The organism is Psychrobacter jeotgali, from assembly GCF_904846315.1.
Taxonomy (GTDB): Bacteria; Pseudomonadota; Gammaproteobacteria; order Pseudomonadales; family Moraxellaceae; genus Psychrobacter; species Psychrobacter jeotgali.
Genome location: NZ_CAJHAF010000001.1, coordinates 2,307,467 through 2,327,242, shown reverse-complemented (window position 1 = coordinate 2,327,242; position 19,776 = coordinate 2,307,467). Strand labels below are relative to the sequence as shown.

10 protein-coding genes, 2 tRNA genes and 3 rRNA genes are annotated in these 19,776 nt (G+C 42.6%); 12 read left to right on the top strand and 3 right to left on the bottom strand.

Annotated features, from left to right (window positions below; translation table 11 throughout):
- Positions 1–378: 378 nt before the first annotated feature.
- The 7 genes from JMX18_RS09575 (at position 379) to JMX18_RS09545 (ending at position 10,979) form a co-directional block, all read left to right on the top strand.
- Positions 379–1,917, top strand: a 16S ribosomal RNA gene (locus tag JMX18_RS09575).
- Positions 1,918–2,169: 252 nt separating this feature from the next.
- Positions 2,170–2,246: transfer RNA gene (locus tag JMX18_RS09570), tRNA-Ile, on the top strand.
- A gap of 8 nt (positions 2,247–2,254) precedes the next feature.
- Positions 2,255–2,330, top strand: a tRNA-Ala gene (locus tag JMX18_RS09565).
- 307 nt (positions 2,331–2,637) lie between these two features.
- Positions 2,638–5,493, top strand: a 23S ribosomal RNA gene (locus JMX18_RS09560).
- Between the two features lie 122 nt (positions 5,494–5,615).
- A 5S ribosomal RNA gene (gene rrf / locus JMX18_RS09555) occupies positions 5,616–5,730 on the top strand.
- Together the 16S, 23S and 5S rRNA genes with 2 tRNA genes alongside form the textbook arrangement of a ribosomal RNA operon.
- 539 nt (positions 5,731–6,269) lie before the next feature.
- Positions 6,270–9,443, top strand: a complete 3,174-nt coding sequence (locus JMX18_RS09550; RefSeq protein WP_201587221.1) for a hypothetical protein — start codon at positions 6,270–6,272, stop codon at positions 9,441–9,443.
- Positions 9,444–10,979: an OmpA family protein gene (locus JMX18_RS09545; RefSeq protein WP_201587220.1), complete on the top strand. Its 1,536-nt coding sequence runs from the start codon at positions 9,444–9,446 to the stop codon at positions 10,977–10,979.
- Between the two features lie 228 nt (positions 10,980–11,207).
- Here JMX18_RS09545 and JMX18_RS09540 read toward each other — a convergent pair whose 3' ends face one another.
- On the bottom strand, positions 11,208–12,101 hold the full coding sequence (locus tag JMX18_RS09540; protein ID WP_201587219.1) for a pirin family protein: 894 nt from the start codon (positions 12,099–12,101) through the stop codon (positions 11,208–11,210).
- Positions 12,102–12,503: 402 nt separating this feature from the next.
- Between JMX18_RS09540 and nrdG the strand changes: the two genes are divergently transcribed.
- On the top strand, positions 12,504–12,962 hold the full coding sequence (gene nrdG / locus JMX18_RS09535; RefSeq protein ID WP_201587215.1) for an anaerobic ribonucleoside-triphosphate reductase activating protein: 459 nt from the start codon (positions 12,504–12,506) through the stop codon (positions 12,960–12,962).
- Positions 12,955–14,748, top strand: a complete 1,794-nt coding sequence (gene nrdD, locus JMX18_RS09530; RefSeq protein ID WP_201587213.1) for an anaerobic ribonucleoside-triphosphate reductase — start codon at positions 12,955–12,957, stop codon at positions 14,746–14,748. The genes nrdG and nrdD overlap by 8 nt, the downstream gene beginning before the upstream one ends.
- 99 nt (positions 14,749–14,847) lie before the next feature.
- On the opposite strand, the gene JMX18_RS09525 is transcribed toward nrdD, so the two are convergent.
- Entirely contained in the window at positions 14,848–15,108 is a 261-nt protein-coding gene (locus JMX18_RS09525) for a DUF1289 domain-containing protein (protein ID WP_201587211.1), read from the bottom strand.
- Positions 15,109–15,253: 145 nt separating this feature from the next.
- Here JMX18_RS09525 and JMX18_RS09520 point away from each other — a divergent pair, with 145 nt between their 5' ends.
- From JMX18_RS09520 to JMX18_RS09510, 3 genes are all read left to right on the top strand, one after another.
- Positions 15,254–15,847 carry a YqiA/YcfP family alpha/beta fold hydrolase gene (locus tag JMX18_RS09520; RefSeq protein ID WP_201587209.1) on the top strand — a complete coding sequence of 198 codons (594 nt, stop codon included), beginning with the start codon at positions 15,254–15,256 and terminating at the stop codon, positions 15,845–15,847.
- A 118-nt stretch (positions 15,848–15,965) separates the two neighbouring features.
- Positions 15,966–17,855: a DNA topoisomerase IV subunit B gene (gene parE, locus JMX18_RS09515; RefSeq protein WP_201587207.1), complete on the top strand. Its 1,890-nt coding sequence runs from the start codon at positions 15,966–15,968 to the stop codon at positions 17,853–17,855.
- Between the two features lie 98 nt (positions 17,856–17,953).
- A complete protein-coding gene (locus tag JMX18_RS09510) occupies positions 17,954–18,691 on the top strand; it encodes a lysophospholipid acyltransferase family protein (RefSeq protein WP_201587205.1) in 738 nt (245 codons plus the stop codon).
- Positions 18,692–18,807: 116 nt separating this feature from the next.
- Here JMX18_RS09510 and JMX18_RS09505 read toward each other — a convergent pair whose 3' ends face one another.
- Positions 18,808–19,488: an SDR family NAD(P)-dependent oxidoreductase gene (locus tag JMX18_RS09505; RefSeq protein ID WP_201587204.1), complete on the bottom strand. Its 681-nt coding sequence runs from the start codon at positions 19,486–19,488 to the stop codon at positions 18,808–18,810.
- Positions 19,489–19,776 lie beyond the last annotated feature (288 nt).

Genomic DNA, 19,776 nt, shown 5'->3' with positions numbered 1-19,776 from the left:
AATTATAAAAAAGCTTGACAAACCAAATCGTTATGATATGATAGTCGGCTCGCTAGATAGAACAACCCGCAAGGGATTAAGACTATCTTAGCAAACAGAATACAGTATTACTTACTTACTGGACGACAGAAGTAAGACACTATTTAAAAGCGAAACTAAAGAACAACTTGTGTGGATTTTTGCTGACACAGAATGCTAAAAATAAAGTTGGTTTTCTTCTCTTTTCGGGAGGAACTCTAACTATAAAAATTATCATTTAATCAGCAAGAAAACTCAAAGTTAATTCATTACGAACATAATTTAGAGCGACATGCCAGATTAGATGAGCCAAGATTAGAAGTCATCTTACTATTTATAGTGAAGACTTCAAGCAAGATTAAACTGAAGAGTTTGATCATGGCTCAGATTGAACGCTGGCGGCAGGCTTAACACATGCAAGTCGAGCGGTAACAGATCTAGCTTGCTAGATGCTGACGAGCGGCGGACGGGTGAGTAATACTTAGGAATCTACCTAGTAGTGGGGGATAGCTCGGGGAAACTCGAATTAATACCGCATACGACCTACGGGAGAAAGGGGGCTGTTTACAGCTCTCGCTATTAGATGAGCCTAAGTCGGATTAGCTAGTTGGTGGGGTAAAGGCCTACCAAGGCGACGATCTGTAGCTGGTCTGAGAGGATGATCAGCCACACCGGGACTGAGACACGGCCCGGACTCCTACGGGAGGCAGCAGTGGGGAATATTGGACAATGGGGGCAACCCTGATCCAGCCATGCCGCGTGTGTGAAGAAGGCCTTTTGGTTGTAAAGCACTTTAAGCAGTGAAGAAGACCATACGGTTAATACCCGTATGCGATGACATTAGCTGCAGAATAAGCACCGGCTAACTCTGTGCCAGCAGCCGCGGTAATACAGAGGGTGCAAGCGTTAATCGGAATTACTGGGCGTAAAGCGAGCGTAGGTGGCTTGATAAGTCAGATGTGAAATCCCCGGGCTTAACCTGGGAACTGCATCTGATACTGTTGAGCTAGAATAGGTGAGAGGAAGGTAGAATTCCAGGTGTAGCGGTGAAATGCGTAGAGATCTGGAGGAATACCGATGGCGAAGGCAGCCTTCTGGCATCATATTGACACTGAGGTTCGAAAGCGTGGGTAGCAAACAGGATTAGATACCCTGGTAGTCCACGCCGTAAACGATGTCTACTAGTCGTTGGGTCCCTTGAGGACTTAGTGACGCAGCTAACGCAATAAGTAGACCGCCTGGGGAGTACGGCCGCAAGGTTAAAACTCAAATGAATTGACGGGGGCCCGCACAAGCGGTGGAGCATGTGGTTTAATTCGATGCAACGCGAAGAACCTTACCTGGTCTTGACATATCTAGAATCCTGCAGAGATGCGGGAGTGCCTTCGGGAATTAGAATACAGGTGCTGCATGGCTGTCGTCAGCTCGTGTCGTGAGATGTTGGGTTAAGTCCCGCAACGAGCGCAACCCCTATCCTTAGTTACCAGCGGTTTGGCCGGGAACTCTAGGGACACTGCCAGTGACAAACTGGAGGAAGGCGGGGACGACGTCAAGTCATCATGGCCCTTACGACCAGGGCTACACACGTGCTACAATGGTAGGTACAGAGGGCAGCTACACAGCGATGTGATGCGAATCTCTCAAAGCCTATCGTAGTCCAGATTGGAGTCTGCAACTCGACTCCATGAAGTAGGAATCGCTAGTAATCGCGGATCAGAATGCCGCGGTGAATACGTTCCCGGGCCTTGTACACACCGCCCGTCACACCATGGGAGTTGATTGCACCAGAAGTGGATAGCCTAACCTTTTAGGAAGGCGTTCACCACGGTGTGGTTGATAACTGGGGTGAAGTCGTAACAAGGTAGCCGTAGGGGAACCTGCGGCTGGATCACCTCCTTATAGACGGCATTCGGTCAGCAAGAATTCACAACAAGTTGTTCTTTAGTTTAAGCTAGTTTATTAAAGCTTAAGCGTCATGGTACTGTTAGTCACGCTAATAGAAAATCCTATTTAAAGGATTTTCCTTGCGAAGCTAAAAAAGTATAATTACGCTATAAAGTGTAAGAAGATACAGGGCTTTTAGCAATTTCCCTTTAAGGAAATTACTCTTGCGCTCGGATCAAAGCAGTGCTTTGATGGTATCCTCGCTCAGGGTCTGTAGCTCAGCTGGTTAGAGCACCGTGTTGATAACGCGGGGGTCATAAGTTCAAGTCTTATCAGACCCACCATACATCATGGGGCCATAGCTCAGTTGGTAGAGCGCCTGCCTTGCACGCAGGAGGTCAACGGTTCGACTCCGTTTGGCTCCACCATAATAAACAGCAAGCTTTAAATATAATAATACAGAATTAAGTAATCCAATTTTAAGAAGATTATTTACTTCTGTTTTATACAGAACCTAATACCTGACGAAGGATTAGGAACTATTTAAAAACATAGATATGAGTCTGGGTTAGGAATGACGTGTTCACGCGTCGCTCCTAACCTTAATAACTTACCTCTTAACGACATCCGTTGTTATCCCAGGGGTAAGTTATTAAAAAAGTAAAGAGAACTGAATCAAGCGTAAACATAGGTGATATCGTTATAATTGCTGACAAAGACCCTTTGGGGTTGTATGGTCAAGTAATTAAGCGCACATGGTGGATGCCTTGGCAGTCAGAGGCGATGAAAGACGTGACAGCCTGCGATAAGCTTCGGGGAGGCGGCAATATCCTGTGATCCGGAGATTTCTGAATGGGGAAACCCACTTAGCATAAGCTAGGTATCTTGTACTTGTACAAGAAGCGAACGAGGGGAAGTGAAACATCTCAGTACCCTCAGGAAAATACATCAATTGAGATTCCCCTAGTAGCGGCGAGCGAACGGGGAGGAGCCGATTAACTTTAGAATAGAAGAACAGCGTGGGAAAGCTGACCATAGTAGGTGATAGTCCTGTATTTTAAATTCTAGAGTTAACATATTAAGTAGAGCGGGGCACGAGAAATCCTGTTTGAAGATGGGGGGACCATCCTCCAAGGCTAAATACTCCTGACTGACCGATAGTGAACCAGTACCGTGAGGGAAAGGCGAAAAGAACCCCTGTGAGGGGAGTGAAATAGAACCTGAAACCGTGTGCGTACAAGCAGTGGGAGCCACCTTGCGTGGTGACCGCGTACCTTTTGTATAATGGGTCAGCGACTTATATTCTGTAGCAAGGTTAACCGTTAGGGGAGCCGTAGGGAAACCGAGTCTTAATAGGGCGTCTAGTTGCAGGGTATAGACCCGAAACCGAGTGATCTATCCATGAGCAGGTTGAAAGTGCCGTAACAGGCACCGGAGGACCGAACCCACTGTCGTTGAAAAGCCAGGGGATGACTTGTGGATAGGGGTGAAAGGCTAATCAAACTCGGTGATAGCTGGTTCTCCCCGAAAGCTATTTAGGTAGCGCCTCGGACGAACACCATTGGGGGTAGAGCACTGTTTCGGCTAGGGGGTCATACCGACTTACCAAACCGATGCAAACTCCGAATACCGATGAGTGATATCCGGGAGACACACAGTGGGTGCTAACGTCCATTGTGGAGAGGGAAACAACCCAGACCGCCAGCTAAGGCCCCAAATTCCTAGTTAAGTGGGAAACGAGGTGGGAAGGCATAGACAGCTAGGAGGTTGGCTTAGAAGCAGCCATCCTTTAAAGAAAGCGTAATAGCTCACTAGTCGAGTCGGCCCGCGCGGAAGATGTAACGGGGCTCAAACTAGGAGCCGAAGCTGCGGATTTGAATTTGTTTTCAAGTGGTAGGGGAGCGTTGTGTAAGCCTGTGAAGGTGTGTTGTAAAGCATGCTGGAGGTATCACAAGAGCGAATGCTGACGTGAGTAACGATAATGCGAGTGAAAAGCTCGCACGCCGGAAGATCAAGGGTTCCAGTCCAACGTTAATCGGGGCTGGGTGAGTCGACCCCTAAGGCGAGGCCGAAAGGCGTAGTCGATGGGAAATCGGTTAATATTCCGATACTTGTTTATGATGCGATGGAGGGACGGAGAAGGTTATGCCAGCCTGGCGATGGTTGTCCAGGTGGAAGGATGTAGGTAGACGGCTTAGGTAAATCCGGGCTGTTAATACCGAGATCTGATAGCAAGCCGTACTTGTACGGTGAAGTGGCAAATACCATGCTTCCAGGAAAAGCTTCTAAGCAATAGTCATAAACGAATCGTACCCTAAACCGACACAGGTGATCAGGTAGAGAATACCAAGGCGCTTGAGAGAACTCTGCTGAAGGAACTAGGCAAAATGGTACCGTAACTTCGGGAGAAGGTACGCTGTTGATGGTGATAGGACTTGCTCCTTGAGCTGTTGGCAGTCGCAGATACCAGGCTGCTGCAACTGTTTATTAAAAACACAGCACTCTGCAAACACGAAAGTGGACGTATAGGGTGTGATGTCTGCCCGGTGCTGGAAGGTTAATTGATGGGCTTAGCGTAAGCGAAGGTCTTGATCGAAGCCCCAGTAAACGGCGGCCGTAACTATAACGGTCCTAAGGTAGCGAAATTCCTTGTCGGGTAAGTTCCGACCTGCACGAATGACATAATGATGGCAGCGCTGTCTCCAGCAGAGACTCAGTGAAATCGAAATCGCAGTGAAGATGCTGTGTACCCGCGGCTAGACGGAAAGACCCCGTGAACCTTTACTACAGCTTTACATTGAACTTTGACCTGACTTGTGCAGGATAGGTGGGAGGCTTTGAAGCCGAGACGCTAGTCTTGGTGGAGCCAATCTTGAAATACCACCCTGGTCATGTTGGGGTTCTAACTCAGGTATTACAATACCGAGGACAATGTATGGTGGGTAGTTTGACTGGGGCGGTCTCCTCCTAAAGAGTAACGGAGGAGTACGAAGGTGCGCTCAGAACGGTCGGAAATCGTTCAAAGAGTATAAAGGCAAAAGCGCGCTTAACTGCGAGACCCACAAGTCGAGCAGGTACGAAAGTAGGTCTTAGTGATCCGGTGGTTCTGTATGGAAGGGCCATCGCTCAACGGATAAAAGGTACTCTGGGGATAACAGGCTGATACCGCCCAAGAGTTCATATCGACGGCGGTGTTTGGCACCTCGATGTCGGCTCATCTCATCCTAGGGCTGAAGCAGGTCCTAAGGGTATGGCTGTTCGCCATTTAAAGAGGTACGCGAGCTGGGTTTAGAACGTCGTGAGACAGTTCGGTCCCTATCTACCGTGGGCGTTGGAAATTTGAGAGGAGCTGCTCCTAGTACGAGAGGACCAGAGTGGACGAACCACTGGTGTTCGGGTTGTCATGCCAATGGCATTGCCCGGTAGCTACGTTCGGATGGGATAACCGCTGAAAGCATCTAAGCGGGAAGCCCACCTCAAGATAAGATTTCCCTAAAGAGCCGTTCAAGACTAGGACGTTGATAGGCAGGGTGTGGAAGCGCAGCGATGCGTGTAGCTAACCTGTACTAATTGCTCGTTTGGCTTGACCATACAACACCCAAGTGGTTTGTATCAAGCATTATATCGATATCACCTTTATCCTTGATTCAGTTAGGATAAGTGATACTTAGTCAAATAAGTAAAACAACACAGACTCATATCTAACCCCCTTTGCTGACGACAATAGCACGATGGCACCACCTGATCCCTTCCCGAACTCAGCAGTGAAACATCGTAGCGCCGATGGTAGTGTGGCTCCGGCCATGTGAGAGTAGGTCATCGTCAGCTCTCTATTCCTAAAAAGCCCCCTTAACAATTAAGTTAAGGGGGCTTTTTTTTATCTTTAATTCTCACTCATTACCATGTGACCTACCAGAAAACGCTATTTAAAGCGTTTTCTCTTGTACTGCCTGAGGAGGAATAAGCGAAACACGATTTCACCCGACGCAAGACAAGAGCCATGCTCGCAGTGAGTAGGTAATTTTTACGGCTCTCTCCTCGTTCGGCAGCACTCTATTACTGACTAGCCCCAACATACTGAAGTATATTGGGGCTTTTTTAGTTGATTTATTTAAGAATAAATTTGCTTATCATGGTATTAAGGTATACTGTAAATTGTAATAAGTTTAAATTAATTAATACTTGTTATCTATAATTGGAGTAGTAATTTAATAGAAACTTAGTATAAATTTGATAGTTTAATGGGGAGATAGTCTTCTTTATCATGACTTTAGATAGTGCTCTTTTGAAAGTTTGTACCAATAGTGCGTTCAAATACATGTAGCAGTTTTATGCTGATATGACTATATAATGAAATGGAGATCACAATGTCGATTTATTTTAATTTTTTTATTCCAAGGCACGCACAAAAAGCCGATAAAGATAAAGCTATTCACTCTAGTGGTATAGCACTTATTAGAAGCGATAAGGATCTATCCAGTCATTTAAAAAGAATGATTATAAATATTAACGAATGTGATCTTAAGTCCGCATATGATATAGCGCAACTCCGAGCTTCCAATAATCTTCAGTATCTTCAAGACTTAGATCAAAATATCGTTAAAGAGCAAAAACGCTTAGATAATAGGGTTGTGAAAGATGAGCCAGATTTAAAAGATCAAACAACTAAGGGTTTAAATGTTGATACTGTCATTGTCGGTGAAGCCGCTATGATGCATGAGCCTTTCGAGAAATTAAGAAGACTAAAGTTTCTTAAGTTGATTGTATCTACATATGAATTATTCGATCGTGCCTGTGAAACAGATTTTCATCGTCGCCGAGCAAATAAATTCTTTTTTTCCGAGTTTGAAAAAATATCGCAGTCCTTCAAAAACGGAGATATGCAACACCTGCGAAACTTGCTTGTAGAAACACTTTGTACTCTAAAATTACTTAAAAAGTCAGCACACGACGGACTGCCAAACCTAAGATCTTATATTCGTTACATACATGCGCTCGAAGAAGCAATGATTGAGCATGAACAATCTAAAGAAAAAAAAGAGCTTAGTTTTCGACGTGCATGTATGACAATGCTAAAGCCAATAGCGTTTCCTGACTGGGTGCTCAAAACACCTTGTGATTGCTTACAAGATAAAAAGCCTTTAGAGGAACGCCTCATTGGAAACTCCTCTATGGAACAATTGCGTGCAGTACAAAATTATGCACGGGATTTGAAGCTTGCGCGTGAAAAATGTAAAAATAATAAAGGTGACGAGCACTGTGAGTGTGATTGCGATGACTGTTGCATACCACAAAATCCATGCTGCATAGAGCTAAAATCATATGTCATGGATTTAATGGTCGTCAGAGAGACACTGGAGAATTATGAACCAGGTGAAATTGCGCACATACAAAATGTGATGGCGGGTGAAACGATTGAACGAACACACGAAATCGTTAAAGAAACTGAAAACTATTCAGAAAACGAGGCTACTACGAGCCGAGAAGAAGAAAACGAGTTTGCAAAATCTGAGCGTTTTGAGATGCAGGATGCTGTTCAAAAAACAGTAGCTCAAGCTTTATCTGCGGATGCAGGAATTACTGCTAGTGGTACTTATGGGCCTGCTGGCACCTATACTGCGACTGCTAACGTTGCGTATGCTCGAGCGAGTACGGAAGCTAAGCAAACGGCACGGAATTATGCCAAAGAAATCACAGAACGATCTTTAATGCGAATACAAGAAGACACTCGAAAGCTTAGTACAAGGCGCATATTACAACGTGTGACTGAATCAAACGTGCACAAGTTTGAAGGTGGATCTGAACACGTGATAGGGCAATATTACTGGGTAAATAAACGAACGGTTTCTCAAGTAATGAATTGGGGTAAACGGATGATGTATGAATTCGTCATTCCAGAACCTGCACGCCTTTATAAATCACTTATGGCAAGCAAGACTAAACCTGACTTTATAGGAATACTTCCTCCATTAGAAGCAAGTTTTAATATTCAGGATATTTCTAGAGACCCTGATAGCCCTTTGTACTATTTAAATCTACAAAAAAAATATGGTATTGATAGTTTAATGTTGCCACCTAATAACGAAATCGTTGATCATTTCGATTTTACTGTAAAAGTGCATAACGCTGCTTCCATTAGCATGGGTACAGTTCCAGAGGGGTACATGTTGTATAGTGCTGAAATAGACTTCTGGGGTACAGAAAAGTGTATGTTATTTTTTGCCGGACATCACTGGGCATCAGGGTATAACAACCTGAGTGCACGAGTAGACATAATTCCACCTAAAGATGGAGTTCTTACAGGAACAATCACTAATTTTCACGATGAGGATGCTCACTTCAACACTAAGGTAGATGCTGGAGGTGCTGGGCGGATTATTTGTAGGTTACTACCTGAAACGGAAAACGCTTGGAAACAAGAGGTGTTTTCTGCTGTATTACAAAAGGTTGAGGAAAGTCAAAGGGCTTACAATGATGCACAGATTACAGCAAAAGAAAATGTATTTAATCCGCAGTATGGTCGTAATCCATTTTTAAATCGTGAGATCGAACGAACGCAGCTTTGGCAGTTAATAGTTAGCATGTTATCGTGCCAACACTTTGATCGCTTTGATGCTATGAAACAAAGAATTCAACCTTGTGGGTATCCGCAGCTTGACTTTCAAGAAGCCAAAGATGAAGGTGCATTTATTCAATTTTTTGAGCAAGTATATGAAGTTCAACAAATGATGTATTTATTTTACCCCTATTTTTGGAGTCAAAAATGTGAATGGCCAAAGCAATTTGATCAAGATAGTGGTGACGCTTTATTCGATAAGTTTTTGGCATCAGGAGCTGCTCGAGTAACAATACCTGTGCGTCCTGGGATGGAGGCTTTGGCACTACATTATGAGCAATATGGTGAAATATGGATGGGAGAGGGCGAGCCTGATTATGATCCCGAATCGCCACACTTTTTGGCCATGTATGAAGAGATCAAAAGCCGTTCAGGAAATTTCCAACAAGATCGTCCTGGTCTATTGGATGTTGATTTTGATTATAACGACCAGCTTGGCAATCAAGTGCAGGATACGCAGGGAATTTCAGACGGCTATGATAAGACGAAAGTTGCGGTTCATGGCACTGACTTTTGGTGGGACTGGGATGATCAAACAGGAAATGCTGGAGCTATTGACGATCTCAAAATCGAAGCAGATATAGATAGAGAAATCATTATTGCCCGGAAGTCTTATCGGATTGTCGATATTCAGATTGATGAAGGCAGCTATAACGGTCAAATGAATGTACCTACCAGCACAGTTCAGCAAAATGATCTAGAGTTCATCAAATCAATGCGTTGGATCATTACATTGGAACGTGAAGTTGAAGCTGCGTATTGCGCAGACAAGCCGAATCCAATGACCAATATAAAATATGCTGTAGGCGCTGTGTATGTTGGTGCTGAGTGGGACAATGTTATTCCAACCAGTCAAGTCTGGCTACGTCCGCAGGGCGATGACGGTTATTCTAATTGTCTGCCTTGCTATCCAGTGAGGTGTTAGATGAGTTATAACCCTCTAAAAGACCCGTCAATATATGATGACGCCTATGCAAAAAAATCTGCGTCATCATATCAGGATACTGAAACAGAAGATCCGAAAAAGAACAAAAAATGGCCTATGAAAACACCTGGGTTACCCCAGTATGTCTATGTTACTTATCATACTGCCAAAACACTTGGGTATGATCAGCTGTTTCCAAATCCTAAAACCGGATTGGTGTTGCAACACAAAAGAGAATTTACACAAACTAATTTTATAAATTTTTATGTGTCTACAAAAGATGGGTTCAAAGCTAATTTGACCGAATCTGACTACGAGCATTTTGTTACAAAAACTGGTCGTGAAAAAATCCTTGACCAAAATTTGAAACTTTTTTATCAAAAAGGACTAGATAAAGCAACGAAAATAGGTAAATTTAATCACTTAGACACAAATGAGCAAATAATCGTACCTAAACTTATATATAAGCCTAATCTACAAGTAGGTGGTCAAGATTTACGACTTTCGACTCGTCAAAAAACCAGAATAGAGGTAACAAGCAATCGTGATAGCTTTATTTCTCGAGGAAAAGTTGTCGCCATTAGTTGGCGCAACCCTGCGATCGACTTTGAGAGAAAAGGTTCTATGAACAATCATCAAGATAGGAAATTTTATGAAGCTATCGGAGGTAATGATAAAAATATTCTCTCCCCTTCATATCCTGCGTTGATGGAGCTTGTTTTTAGACAGTTACAAACAAAAGATGTAATGGAAGCCACACTTCCAGATGACCCTAAAGATGTTGGTAAAAGTGATTTGGCAATCGCTGCGAATTATTTGTTAAATCTGAATGAAGAAATTGAGGTATACAGTGAATTGAAGCGGGCTAATACAAATAGACAAACATCATACCGACGTACAGATTTCATTAAGTCTGATAAAGATTATGTTGATAAAAGCGTAGTAAATGGACATCGGTCATACCCACCAGTATTTGTTCAATCGAACAAAGGCCAATGGAGTTTTATATACAAAAGGGACTTGATTGGCCATAGTAGAGTGCCTAAATCATCAGAAGCGTACACTACTATTGTAGATGAACTCAATGAACTAGTGACTCCCCAAATTAACTTAACATACATAACAGATGGGTCGAACTTTCCCAATGAGCTTGGTAAAAAGGTAGATAAGAATAAAGCAATACAAGATTTAATTAAAATAGCCAAAACTGTTAATGCAGCGCTTTTTTTTGAACCAACCATCGGTGTTGCAATCATCGGTCATACAGATTGCGAAGCAAGTTTTAAATATAACCTTAAGCTATCAAAAGATCGTGCCACATCGATCCAAGATTATTTGTGCACGTTATCAAAAGATGAATTAGGCGGGATTGAAAACCTGCTTAAAGATGAAGGTCGAACTAAAACTTTGGGAGCTGGAATGTTAGATTGTCGGGAATGTTGGGATGATGAAACGCTTAGAAAAAAAACAGATATGAATCTTTGGAACAACAGTGATTGTCGTAGAATTTCATTTGAATTTTATCTTATAAATTAGCTGTAATATTTGGTTGAGGAGTTACCAAATATTTAACTTTTCTAGCAGGTCTGTAAAAGTAAATCGTATGCAGCTTATGTAGAAGTTTTCTTCAAACGATGAATTAAAAATAATAATTAGCCTTTATGGGCTCCGTATCGTTATTAATTTCCCACAAAAAAAGCCCATATTAGCAAACTAATACGGGCTTTAATATTCAACGGACTATTTAACACGCTAAGCTAACGATTAAGCACCTTCACCAAATTTACCACTTTGGAAGTCAGTGACGGCTTGCATAATTTCTTCCTGACTGTTCATCACAAAGGGACCGTATTGCACAATCGGTTCGCGTAGTGGACGACCAGTGATTAAAATCACTTTGGTATCCTCACTACTATCGGCGGTAATGGTGACGCCATCAGTATCGTCATTGTTTTCGAGAATAGCCATGGTCTTAGTCGGTACTTCTCGACCTTCGATATCGACTTTACCGCGATACACAAAGGCAAACGCATTATGATCGGCTGGAATGGCTTGGCTAAAGCTAGTGCCTGCCGGTAGGTGGATATCCAAGTAAGTCGGCTCAGTAACTTCGCGCGTGACTGCACCTTCTACCCCGTGCGATGTACCTGCAATTACCGTAACATCTACACCGTCCTCGGTCGTATATTTAGGCAAATCGTCATTTTGGAAGTCTTTATACCAAGGGTCATTCATTTTATCTTTAGCAGGCAAATTAAGCCACAGCTGGAAGCCTTCCATCGCACCATCTTCTTGTTCAGGCAGCTCCGAATGAATCACACCACTAGCCGCAGTCATCCACTGCACGCCGCCGTTTTGTAATAACCCTTCATTACCCGCGCTGTCACGGTGGCGCATACGGCCAGTAATCATATAGGTAATGGTTTCAAAGCCGCGATGTGGGTGATTGGGGAAACCAGCGATATAATCATCTGGATTATCGCTCTTAAAGTTATCCAGCATCAAATAAGGGTCGAGGCGTCTTTGTAGCTGCTGTGTAAGTACACGAGTCAGCTTCACACCAGCGCCGTCCTGAGTATCTACCCCAGCATAAAGCTCTTGAACTTGGCGTGATTGGGTTACTTGGTCTTTTACGCTATGCGCTGTTGCGTTATTCATAATCTTCTCCTGCTTCTTTAATAACCGTTGATAATCATTGAGTTTTATCAATCTTCAGTTATCTATTTTGAGGTCAGCAGGGCAAATTTCAATGTTATTATGTAGAATTATTATATTAGTAATATTGATTATTAATAAATATTTAATGGTTATATTTTCTACTTAAAACAATTTACCAGTCTCAATTCTTCTTTTTAAAAATCAATTTATGCCAAATAAGCGGCAACCTTATATCATTATTTATACTTTAAACTCTATATTTATAGATTGTGCCGATATCTAAATCATTGATTTAGATATGGTTACTAACCAGTACATAATAATAAATATACTATATGTTGTGTTATTAATAATACTTAGATACTATATATGGGTTGTCACGCTATGGTATAGAGTCTTGCTATGTTGAATATTGTTGAGTATGACATTGTCTTTCAAGAAGTTCCGGCAGAGGTCAGCTTAGCTCTAACCGTTGCTGGATGTCCTCTAATGTGCCGAGGTTGTAGTCGTGCTGACACTTGGAAAACAGAAATTGGTACCCCTTTGACTGATAATTTTTTAGCGGATCTATTGGAACGTTATACAGGTCTAATCAGTTGTGTCCTATTTATGGGTGGTGAATGGCAGCCGTCCGCTTTGTTGTCTGCTCTTCAGCAGGTTCGACAATTCGGATTGAAAACAGCATTGTATACTGGCTTGGATGAGATCTCCGCCGGTTTGCAAGCTGAGCTCACTTATCTAAAAACAGGGCCATGGATTATAGAGCGGGGTGGACTTGATACCCCAACCACTAATCAAAGGTTTATCAATTGTACTAATGGTGAAGTGTTAAATCATTTGTTTTGGAGGGATTATGAGTAAGTTAAATTCAGTGCAACTGGCGGATAAATTATCTTTCATTGAAAACTATATGCAAGCCCATAACGCGGCAGATGGCTCTCATGTGGATGCTAACGCTAACGTGACGGTAAAAAATATCGCGACGTTAGAGAGCGAGATCATGAAGGATTATTTTATTCAGATTAACCGCAGTCAAGTGCAGCAACAGATTAGGGCTTGTTTTGATAACGATCTGGCGGATGAGTATTTGCGCCAAATTGAATCACATGAAATCTATGTCCATGATGAAACCAGTCTAAAACCTTACTGTGTCTCGGTATCGCTCTATCCATTTTTATTGGATGGTCTGAAAAAGTTGGGCGGCGAAGCAAGTCCGCCGCAGCATTTAGCGTCGTTTTGCGGCTCATTTATCAATCTAATCTTTGCTATTAGCTCACAGTTTGCAGGAGCAGTGGCTACGGTTGAGTTCCTTGCTTACTTTGATTATTTCGCTCGTAAAGATCACGGTATTGATTACTTAACGACCCATAAATCGCTGATAGAAAACTGTTTCCAGCAAGTGGTTTATTCAATTAACCAGCCTGCTGCTGCTCGCGGTTATCAAAGCGTGTTTTGGAACATCTCTTTGTACGATGAGCATTATTTTGAGGCGATGTTTGCAAACTTTGTCTTCCCTGACGGTGATAGGCCATGCTGGGAAACCGTTAAACAGCTACAAGCGCATTTTTTAACTTGGTTTAATGAAGAGCGTAAGCGTGCCATTTTGACTTTCCCAGTAGTGACCTGCGCTATGCTAACCGAAAATGGCCAATGTAAAGATGATGAATATGCTGACATGCTCGCCACTGAGCTTGCAGAAAAGAACAGCTTCTTCATTTATCAAAGTGATAATCCTGATTCTTTAGCGTCTTGCTGTCGCTTACGTAACGAGATTACTGATCACAGTTTTTCCTATACTTTGGGTGCAGGCGGCGTGGCTACCGGTTCCATTAACGTTATTACCCTTAATCTAAACCGTATGATTCAAAATGGACAAGATTTGGCCGAAGAGGTACAAAAAATCCATAAGTATCAGGTTAGTTATCGCAAATTAATGGAGCAATATAAAGCAGCGGGTATGCTACCGGTTTACGATGCAGGGTTTATTCAACTCGATAAACAGTTCTTGACGCTGGGTATCAATGGCATGGCAGAAGCTGCGGAGAGTCAGGGAATAATAGTGGGCAATAATGAGGAGTATCACACTTTTGTTAACGATATCTTAAAAACCATTTATGATGAGAACCGTAAAGCCAGCATCCACTATGGTTTGAAGTTTAATACTGAGTTTGTACCAGCAGAAAACTTGGGCGTTAAAAATGCAAAGTGGGACAAAAGAGACGGTTATGAAGTACAGCGTGAGTGTTACAACTCCTATTTATATCTGGTAGAGGATGAGAAAACCAATACTTTAGATAAATTTATGCTGCATGGTCGTAAGCTCACTCAATGGCTCGATGGCGGCTCTGCTTTGCATCTAAATTTGGATGAAACCCTCGATAAACAGCAGTATCGTAAACTGCTTGATATTGCGGCGACCACAGGCTGTCAGTATTTCTGTATTAACGTGCGTACTACGATCTGTAATGAGTGTCAGCATATCGATAAGCGCACCCTTTATCACTGTGAAGCTTGCGGCTCAAACAATGTGGATCATGCCACACGTATCATTGGTTATCTAAAACGAGTCTCTGCATTTAGTGAGGGCCGGCGCTTAGAGCATCAATTACGGCATTATCGCCGTGAACGTCAAGTCGATGTGGCTTGAGTTTAGGGATAAATAATTATAAAAATGTAGGATGCTAAAACTATAACCAATCTAGCTAAACTAACTAAGGGCGAGATAATACGCCCTTAGTTAAGTCTTTTAGAATAAAGTATTACTTTCAGGTGTTTCATCAAAATCAAATCCCAATTGCTCGCCTTTACGTTGCTTTATCTGCGCAATACGCTGACGACGCCCTGCAATTAGTCTTAACACTTCTCGGCGTTGTTCAGTCGTCATGTTATGCCATAGCTGGCGCTCATTACGACTACGCAAGCAGCCAAAGCAATAGCCTTTTTTATTACTCTGACAGACCCCAATACACGGATTAGCAATCTCAAAGAGCTCAATCTGCTGGTTCATGGCTACTCCCTGCCTGCCATTCCTTATTTAGCAATAATGATAGTAAATAATAGTATATCGTTTTATTATTATCGGCACCTGCGACATGTTATGCTTTTTATCTACTCTCTATTCATCATAACAAAATTAATAAGTGAGATTATACGTGAACATTGTTTATATTCATGGGTTAGATAGTGATAGCAACTCTACCAAAGGGAAGTTATTAGAGGACTATTGCCAGAAGTATCATCCTGCTATCAAGGTGCATCGTCCTGATTTGAACCAGTCGCCGGAGCAAGTCTTTAATGACTTAACTAATTTGGTCGTTAAACTAAGCAAAGATGCCAAAACTGCTTTGGTAGGCAGCTCATTGGGTGGTTATTTTTCAACGCTCGTCAGTAACCAGACGGGATGCCCTATTTTATTATTAAATCCCAGTACGCAGCCGCATATCACCCTTCAGCGGTTTGCTAGCGAGGCTGATAATCAGAAAATCCTTTATACTACCTCTGGCGGTTGGGAGATTGTCGATGCAGATTTGCAGTGGTTTGCAGCGCATAAAATTTCGCCAGTTGAGTATCCTGACAAGGTGGCGGCGCTAATTAAAGAAGAGGATGAATTACTGGACTCCGACGTCTCTGCTAATTTTTACCGACAGCACGGCGCACAGGTCATCATGCAAAAGGGTGGCGATCACCGATTTACTGATTTTGCAGAGCACTTGCCTCAAGTGATAGCCATTTTACAAAATCTTTGAATGTTTGAATAAGCGACATTATATGACGTATATTATTGCCAGTTGCCGTTAGGATGATCATTTTTAGTTATAATAGGCTAATAGAATTATAAGTTTGTGAATATTAAGGAAAGCATTTGTGAGTCAATATAATGCGCAATCGTTAGAAGTTTTAGAAGGGCTGGAGCCGGTACGCCGCCGCCCAGGTATGTATACCGATACTACTCGTCCCAATCATTTGGCGCAGGAAGTTATCGATAATGCGGTGGATGAAGCACTAGCTGGCTATGCCAAAATTATCAAAGTAAAGCTGCACGGGGATGGTTCACTTTCGGTAGAAGATGATGGCCGCGGGATGCCAACAGATATTCATCCGGAATTTAATCAATCGGGCATTGAGATTATATTAACGCGCTTGCATGCAGGCGGTAAATTCTCTACCAGTAATTATCAAGTTTCAGGCGGCTTGCATGGAGTGGGTATTTCAGTCGTCAATGCCTTGTCGACCCGCATCGAAGTTACTGTATGGCGTGATAGTACTCAGTTCGAGATGGCATTTGAAAACGGGGCGCCAGTCACGGCGCTGACTGAAAGCGTCAGCTCAAACAAGCGCAAACGTGGGACTAAAGTGCAGTTTTGGGCAGATAGCAGCTTTTTTGATACGCCCAAATTTAATATCAAACAACTTAAGCATAATCTAAAAGCGAAAGCGGTATTAGCAGCGGGTTTGACTATTGAATTTATTGATGAGATCAATGATGAGAAGGTAGTTTGGCAATTCACCGATGGGGTTATCGAATATCTCAATGAGCAACTACAAGGGCTTGAGACCTTGCCGCCTGATCCATTTTATTATCATTATGAAGCTAAAGATGGTGATAGAGCGGGTATGACGGTGGCACTTTCTTGGTTACCTGAGGGCGGTACGCCCATTCAAGAAAGTTACGTTAACTTGATTCCCACCGCGCAAGGGGGGACGCATGTCAACGGACTGCGTACGGGTATACTCGAGGCATTACGTGAGTTTTGTGATATCCATAATTTGCTGCCGCGTAATGTAAAGCTTACAGCAGAGGACGTATGGGACGGGATTAATTATATCTTATCGCTTAGGTTTTCAGAGCCACAGTTCTCAGGACAAACCAAAGAGCGTTTATCTAGTCGTGAAGCTGCTGGAGCCGTACAAACACTGGCTAAAGATGCCTTTAGCTTGTGGCTTAATCAACACGCAGAGCTCGGTGCTCAGATTGCAGAGCTGGCTATTAATAAAGCCGGACGGCGTCTAAAGTCTGCCAAAAAAGTCGCGCGTAAAAAGATAACCCAAGGCCCGGCATTGCCCGGCAAGCTAGCGGATTGCCGTGGTGATCTACGTGATGGCGCCGAGCTGTTTTTGGTAGAAGGAGACTCGGCGGGCGGTAGTGCTAAACAAGCTCGTGATCGCCATTATCAAGCGATATTACCGTTAAGAGGGAAAATTCTGAATACTTGGGAAGTCTCGTCTGATACGGTGTTATCTAGCCAAGAGATTCACGATATTGCCATCGCTATCGGGGTCGATCCGGCATCAAATGATTTATCTGAATTACGCTACGATAAAATATGTATTTTGGCCGATGCGGACTCTGATGGTTTGCATATTGCGACCCTAATCTGTGCCTTATTTGTCAAACATTTCCCAGCTTTGGTTGAAGCGGGCCATTTGTTCGTGGCTATGCCTCCTTTATACCGAGTAGATGTGGGTAAAGAGGTGCACTATGCTTTAGATGAGCCCGAGCTTCAGCATATATTATCCAATGTACCCGGTAATAAAAAAGCTCAAATTACCCGCTTTAAAGGGCTAGGGGAGATGAGTGCTGAACAGTTACGTGAGACCACTATGAATCGTGATACCCGCCGCTTGGTTCAGCTAGACATGGACGATATGGTGTTAACCAATAATATCATGGACATGTTACTGGCTAAAAAACGCTCTGCTGATCGCAAATCATGGCTGGAGGATAAAGGGAATTTAGCAGATATTGCTCTGTAAAATTATAGGGTTAAACTTGATAGCAAGTAGCTAAGGTTTAAAGGTATTAATCGTTAATAAAATTTAGAAAACCCAGCTTGTTAACAATAGATAATGCTATGATAGCCTCATCTATTGTTAATGGTGCGGTCATGACTTCAAAATTCCCCACTTCAGCAAAATCCCAGTCGTCTAAATCGAAGCTAGCCAAAACAGAGCCAAAACTGCCTAAATTGAGCAGAAAAAACATAGGCAGCTTAGTACCTAGACGCGGCGGAGTAATCACTCCTTTTATATCATCTGTGCTGGTCAAGCTGGCTGGCTGGCGTACCGTTGGAGAAATCCCTAATCTCTCGCAAGCGGTAGTGTTAGCCCTTCCTCATACTTCAAATATTGATGGCGTTTATGCGCTTCCAAGTTTGTTTGCTTTAGATTTAAAAATTAGTATTCTGGGCAAACATACCTTGTTTAAGGTACCCGTACTTGCCCAGTTGCTACGCTGGATGGGTGTTATTCCTATCGATCGTGGTAATAAGGGTTCAGTGCTGCAAGCTAGTATCGATAGGTTTAAGAGTGGAGAGGCGCTATTTTTGGGTTTGGCACCAGAAGGTACGCGTCAATATACTAAAGAATGGAAAACCGGCTTTTACTATTTAGCAGTGGGGGCGAACGTGCCTATACTGCCAGTAGCCTTGGATTATAAAACTAGAGAAGTGCGCTTTTTATCATTGGTACACCCTACTGGAGATATCAAAGCTGATTTAGCAGCAATTTATACTCAGTATCGTGGGGTGGTGCCGAGACATCCTGAACGAATGTCACAGCCATTAAAAGACGTTAATAATTTGAAAGACTAAAGAATTTCTAATGCTATTTATTAAAGCTCTCTCGATACGATTGTAGCACTATTAAGTTTAGTGCTAGCAACGTTATCGAGGGACTTTTTTTATTTAGCTTAGAGCTCTACTAAACTTTAAATATCTGGCTCGCCACTAGTAGCGCTAATACCGCCATCCACAGGAAGGTTGACACCAGTAACCATTAGCGCATCATCACTTGCCAAAAACATAATAGCGGCTGTAACATCAGCAGGTGTTGCTGTTTTCCCCAAGGGACAGTGAATCGAAAAGGGGTTTGGACTATTATCGGTAGTGACTAAACCCGCTGCTACGGCATTAATACGTACGCCTTTTGCTGCATTTTCTAATGCCAGCTTTCTTATTACGTTAGTAAAATTATTTTTCTCAGCTCTATAAGCATCAATGTCCCATCCGCTAGGAATGTCGGTTAGGGTGGTAACATTGACAATGTTGCCTTTGGTTTTTACCAGCTCAGGGACTACGGACTGATGAATGCCAATTTCAGTATCTATATTTACCATCACATCAATACGTTGATATTTTTCAAGCACATGCTCTATCAAGCCGGCAATTTGGGCAGGATCATTAACATCACAAGTGACAGTAAGATGGTTGCCCGTATTAATCCAGGTATTGTCTTGCGGAAGGTCTGCATAAATATATTCTAAAATGTCATGGTTCATACCGACTAATATACAATTGGCGCCTTCTTTGGCGAATCTAAGTGCAGTGCTGCGACCAATGTCTGAATCTGCACCTGTGATAATTACGGCTTTATCATTAAAACGTTTCATGATTTTCAATCCTTGCTATCATAAGGTTATAAATATAGGGCGAAGTCCAATCAGCATAGCTTCGAATAAGGCTATGAGCGTTTTAATTTATAAAGTATAAGCTATGCTACTGTCTCTTTGTTTTATCATAGCAAGTCAAAGCCCTGAAAGCGACAGCTAAGCAATTATGTGTAATACTCTTTTGTTTTTTCGGTGTTGTAGAGCGTTATATTAGTACTTAAATGTTCGACAGATCTGATTATAAATCATTTGATTTAACCTCATATTTAGCCAAAACAGAGATTTTTA

Coding starts and splice junctions, on each gene's coding strand:
- JMX18_RS09550 (WP_201587221.1), top strand. CDS start 6,270: ATGTCGATTTATTTTAATTTTTTTATTCCAAGGCACGCACAAAAAGCC.
- JMX18_RS09545 (WP_201587220.1), top strand. CDS start 9,444: ATGAGTTATAACCCTCTAAAAGACCCGTCAATATATGATGACGCCTAT.
- JMX18_RS09540 (WP_201587219.1), bottom strand. CDS start 12,101: ATGAATAACGCAACAGCGCATAGCGTAAAAGACCAAGTAACCCAATCA.
- nrdG (WP_201587215.1), top strand. CDS start 12,504: ATGTTGAATATTGTTGAGTATGACATTGTCTTTCAAGAAGTTCCGGCA.
- nrdD (WP_201587213.1), top strand. CDS start 12,955: ATGAGTAAGTTAAATTCAGTGCAACTGGCGGATAAATTATCTTTCATT.
- JMX18_RS09525 (WP_201587211.1), bottom strand. CDS start 15,108: ATGAACCAGCAGATTGAGCTCTTTGAGATTGCTAATCCGTGTATTGGG.
- JMX18_RS09510 (WP_201587205.1), top strand. CDS start 17,954: ATGATAGCCTCATCTATTGTTAATGGTGCGGTCATGACTTCAAAATTC.
- JMX18_RS09505 (WP_201587204.1), bottom strand. CDS start 19,488: ATGAAACGTTTTAATGATAAAGCCGTAATTATCACAGGTGCAGATTCA.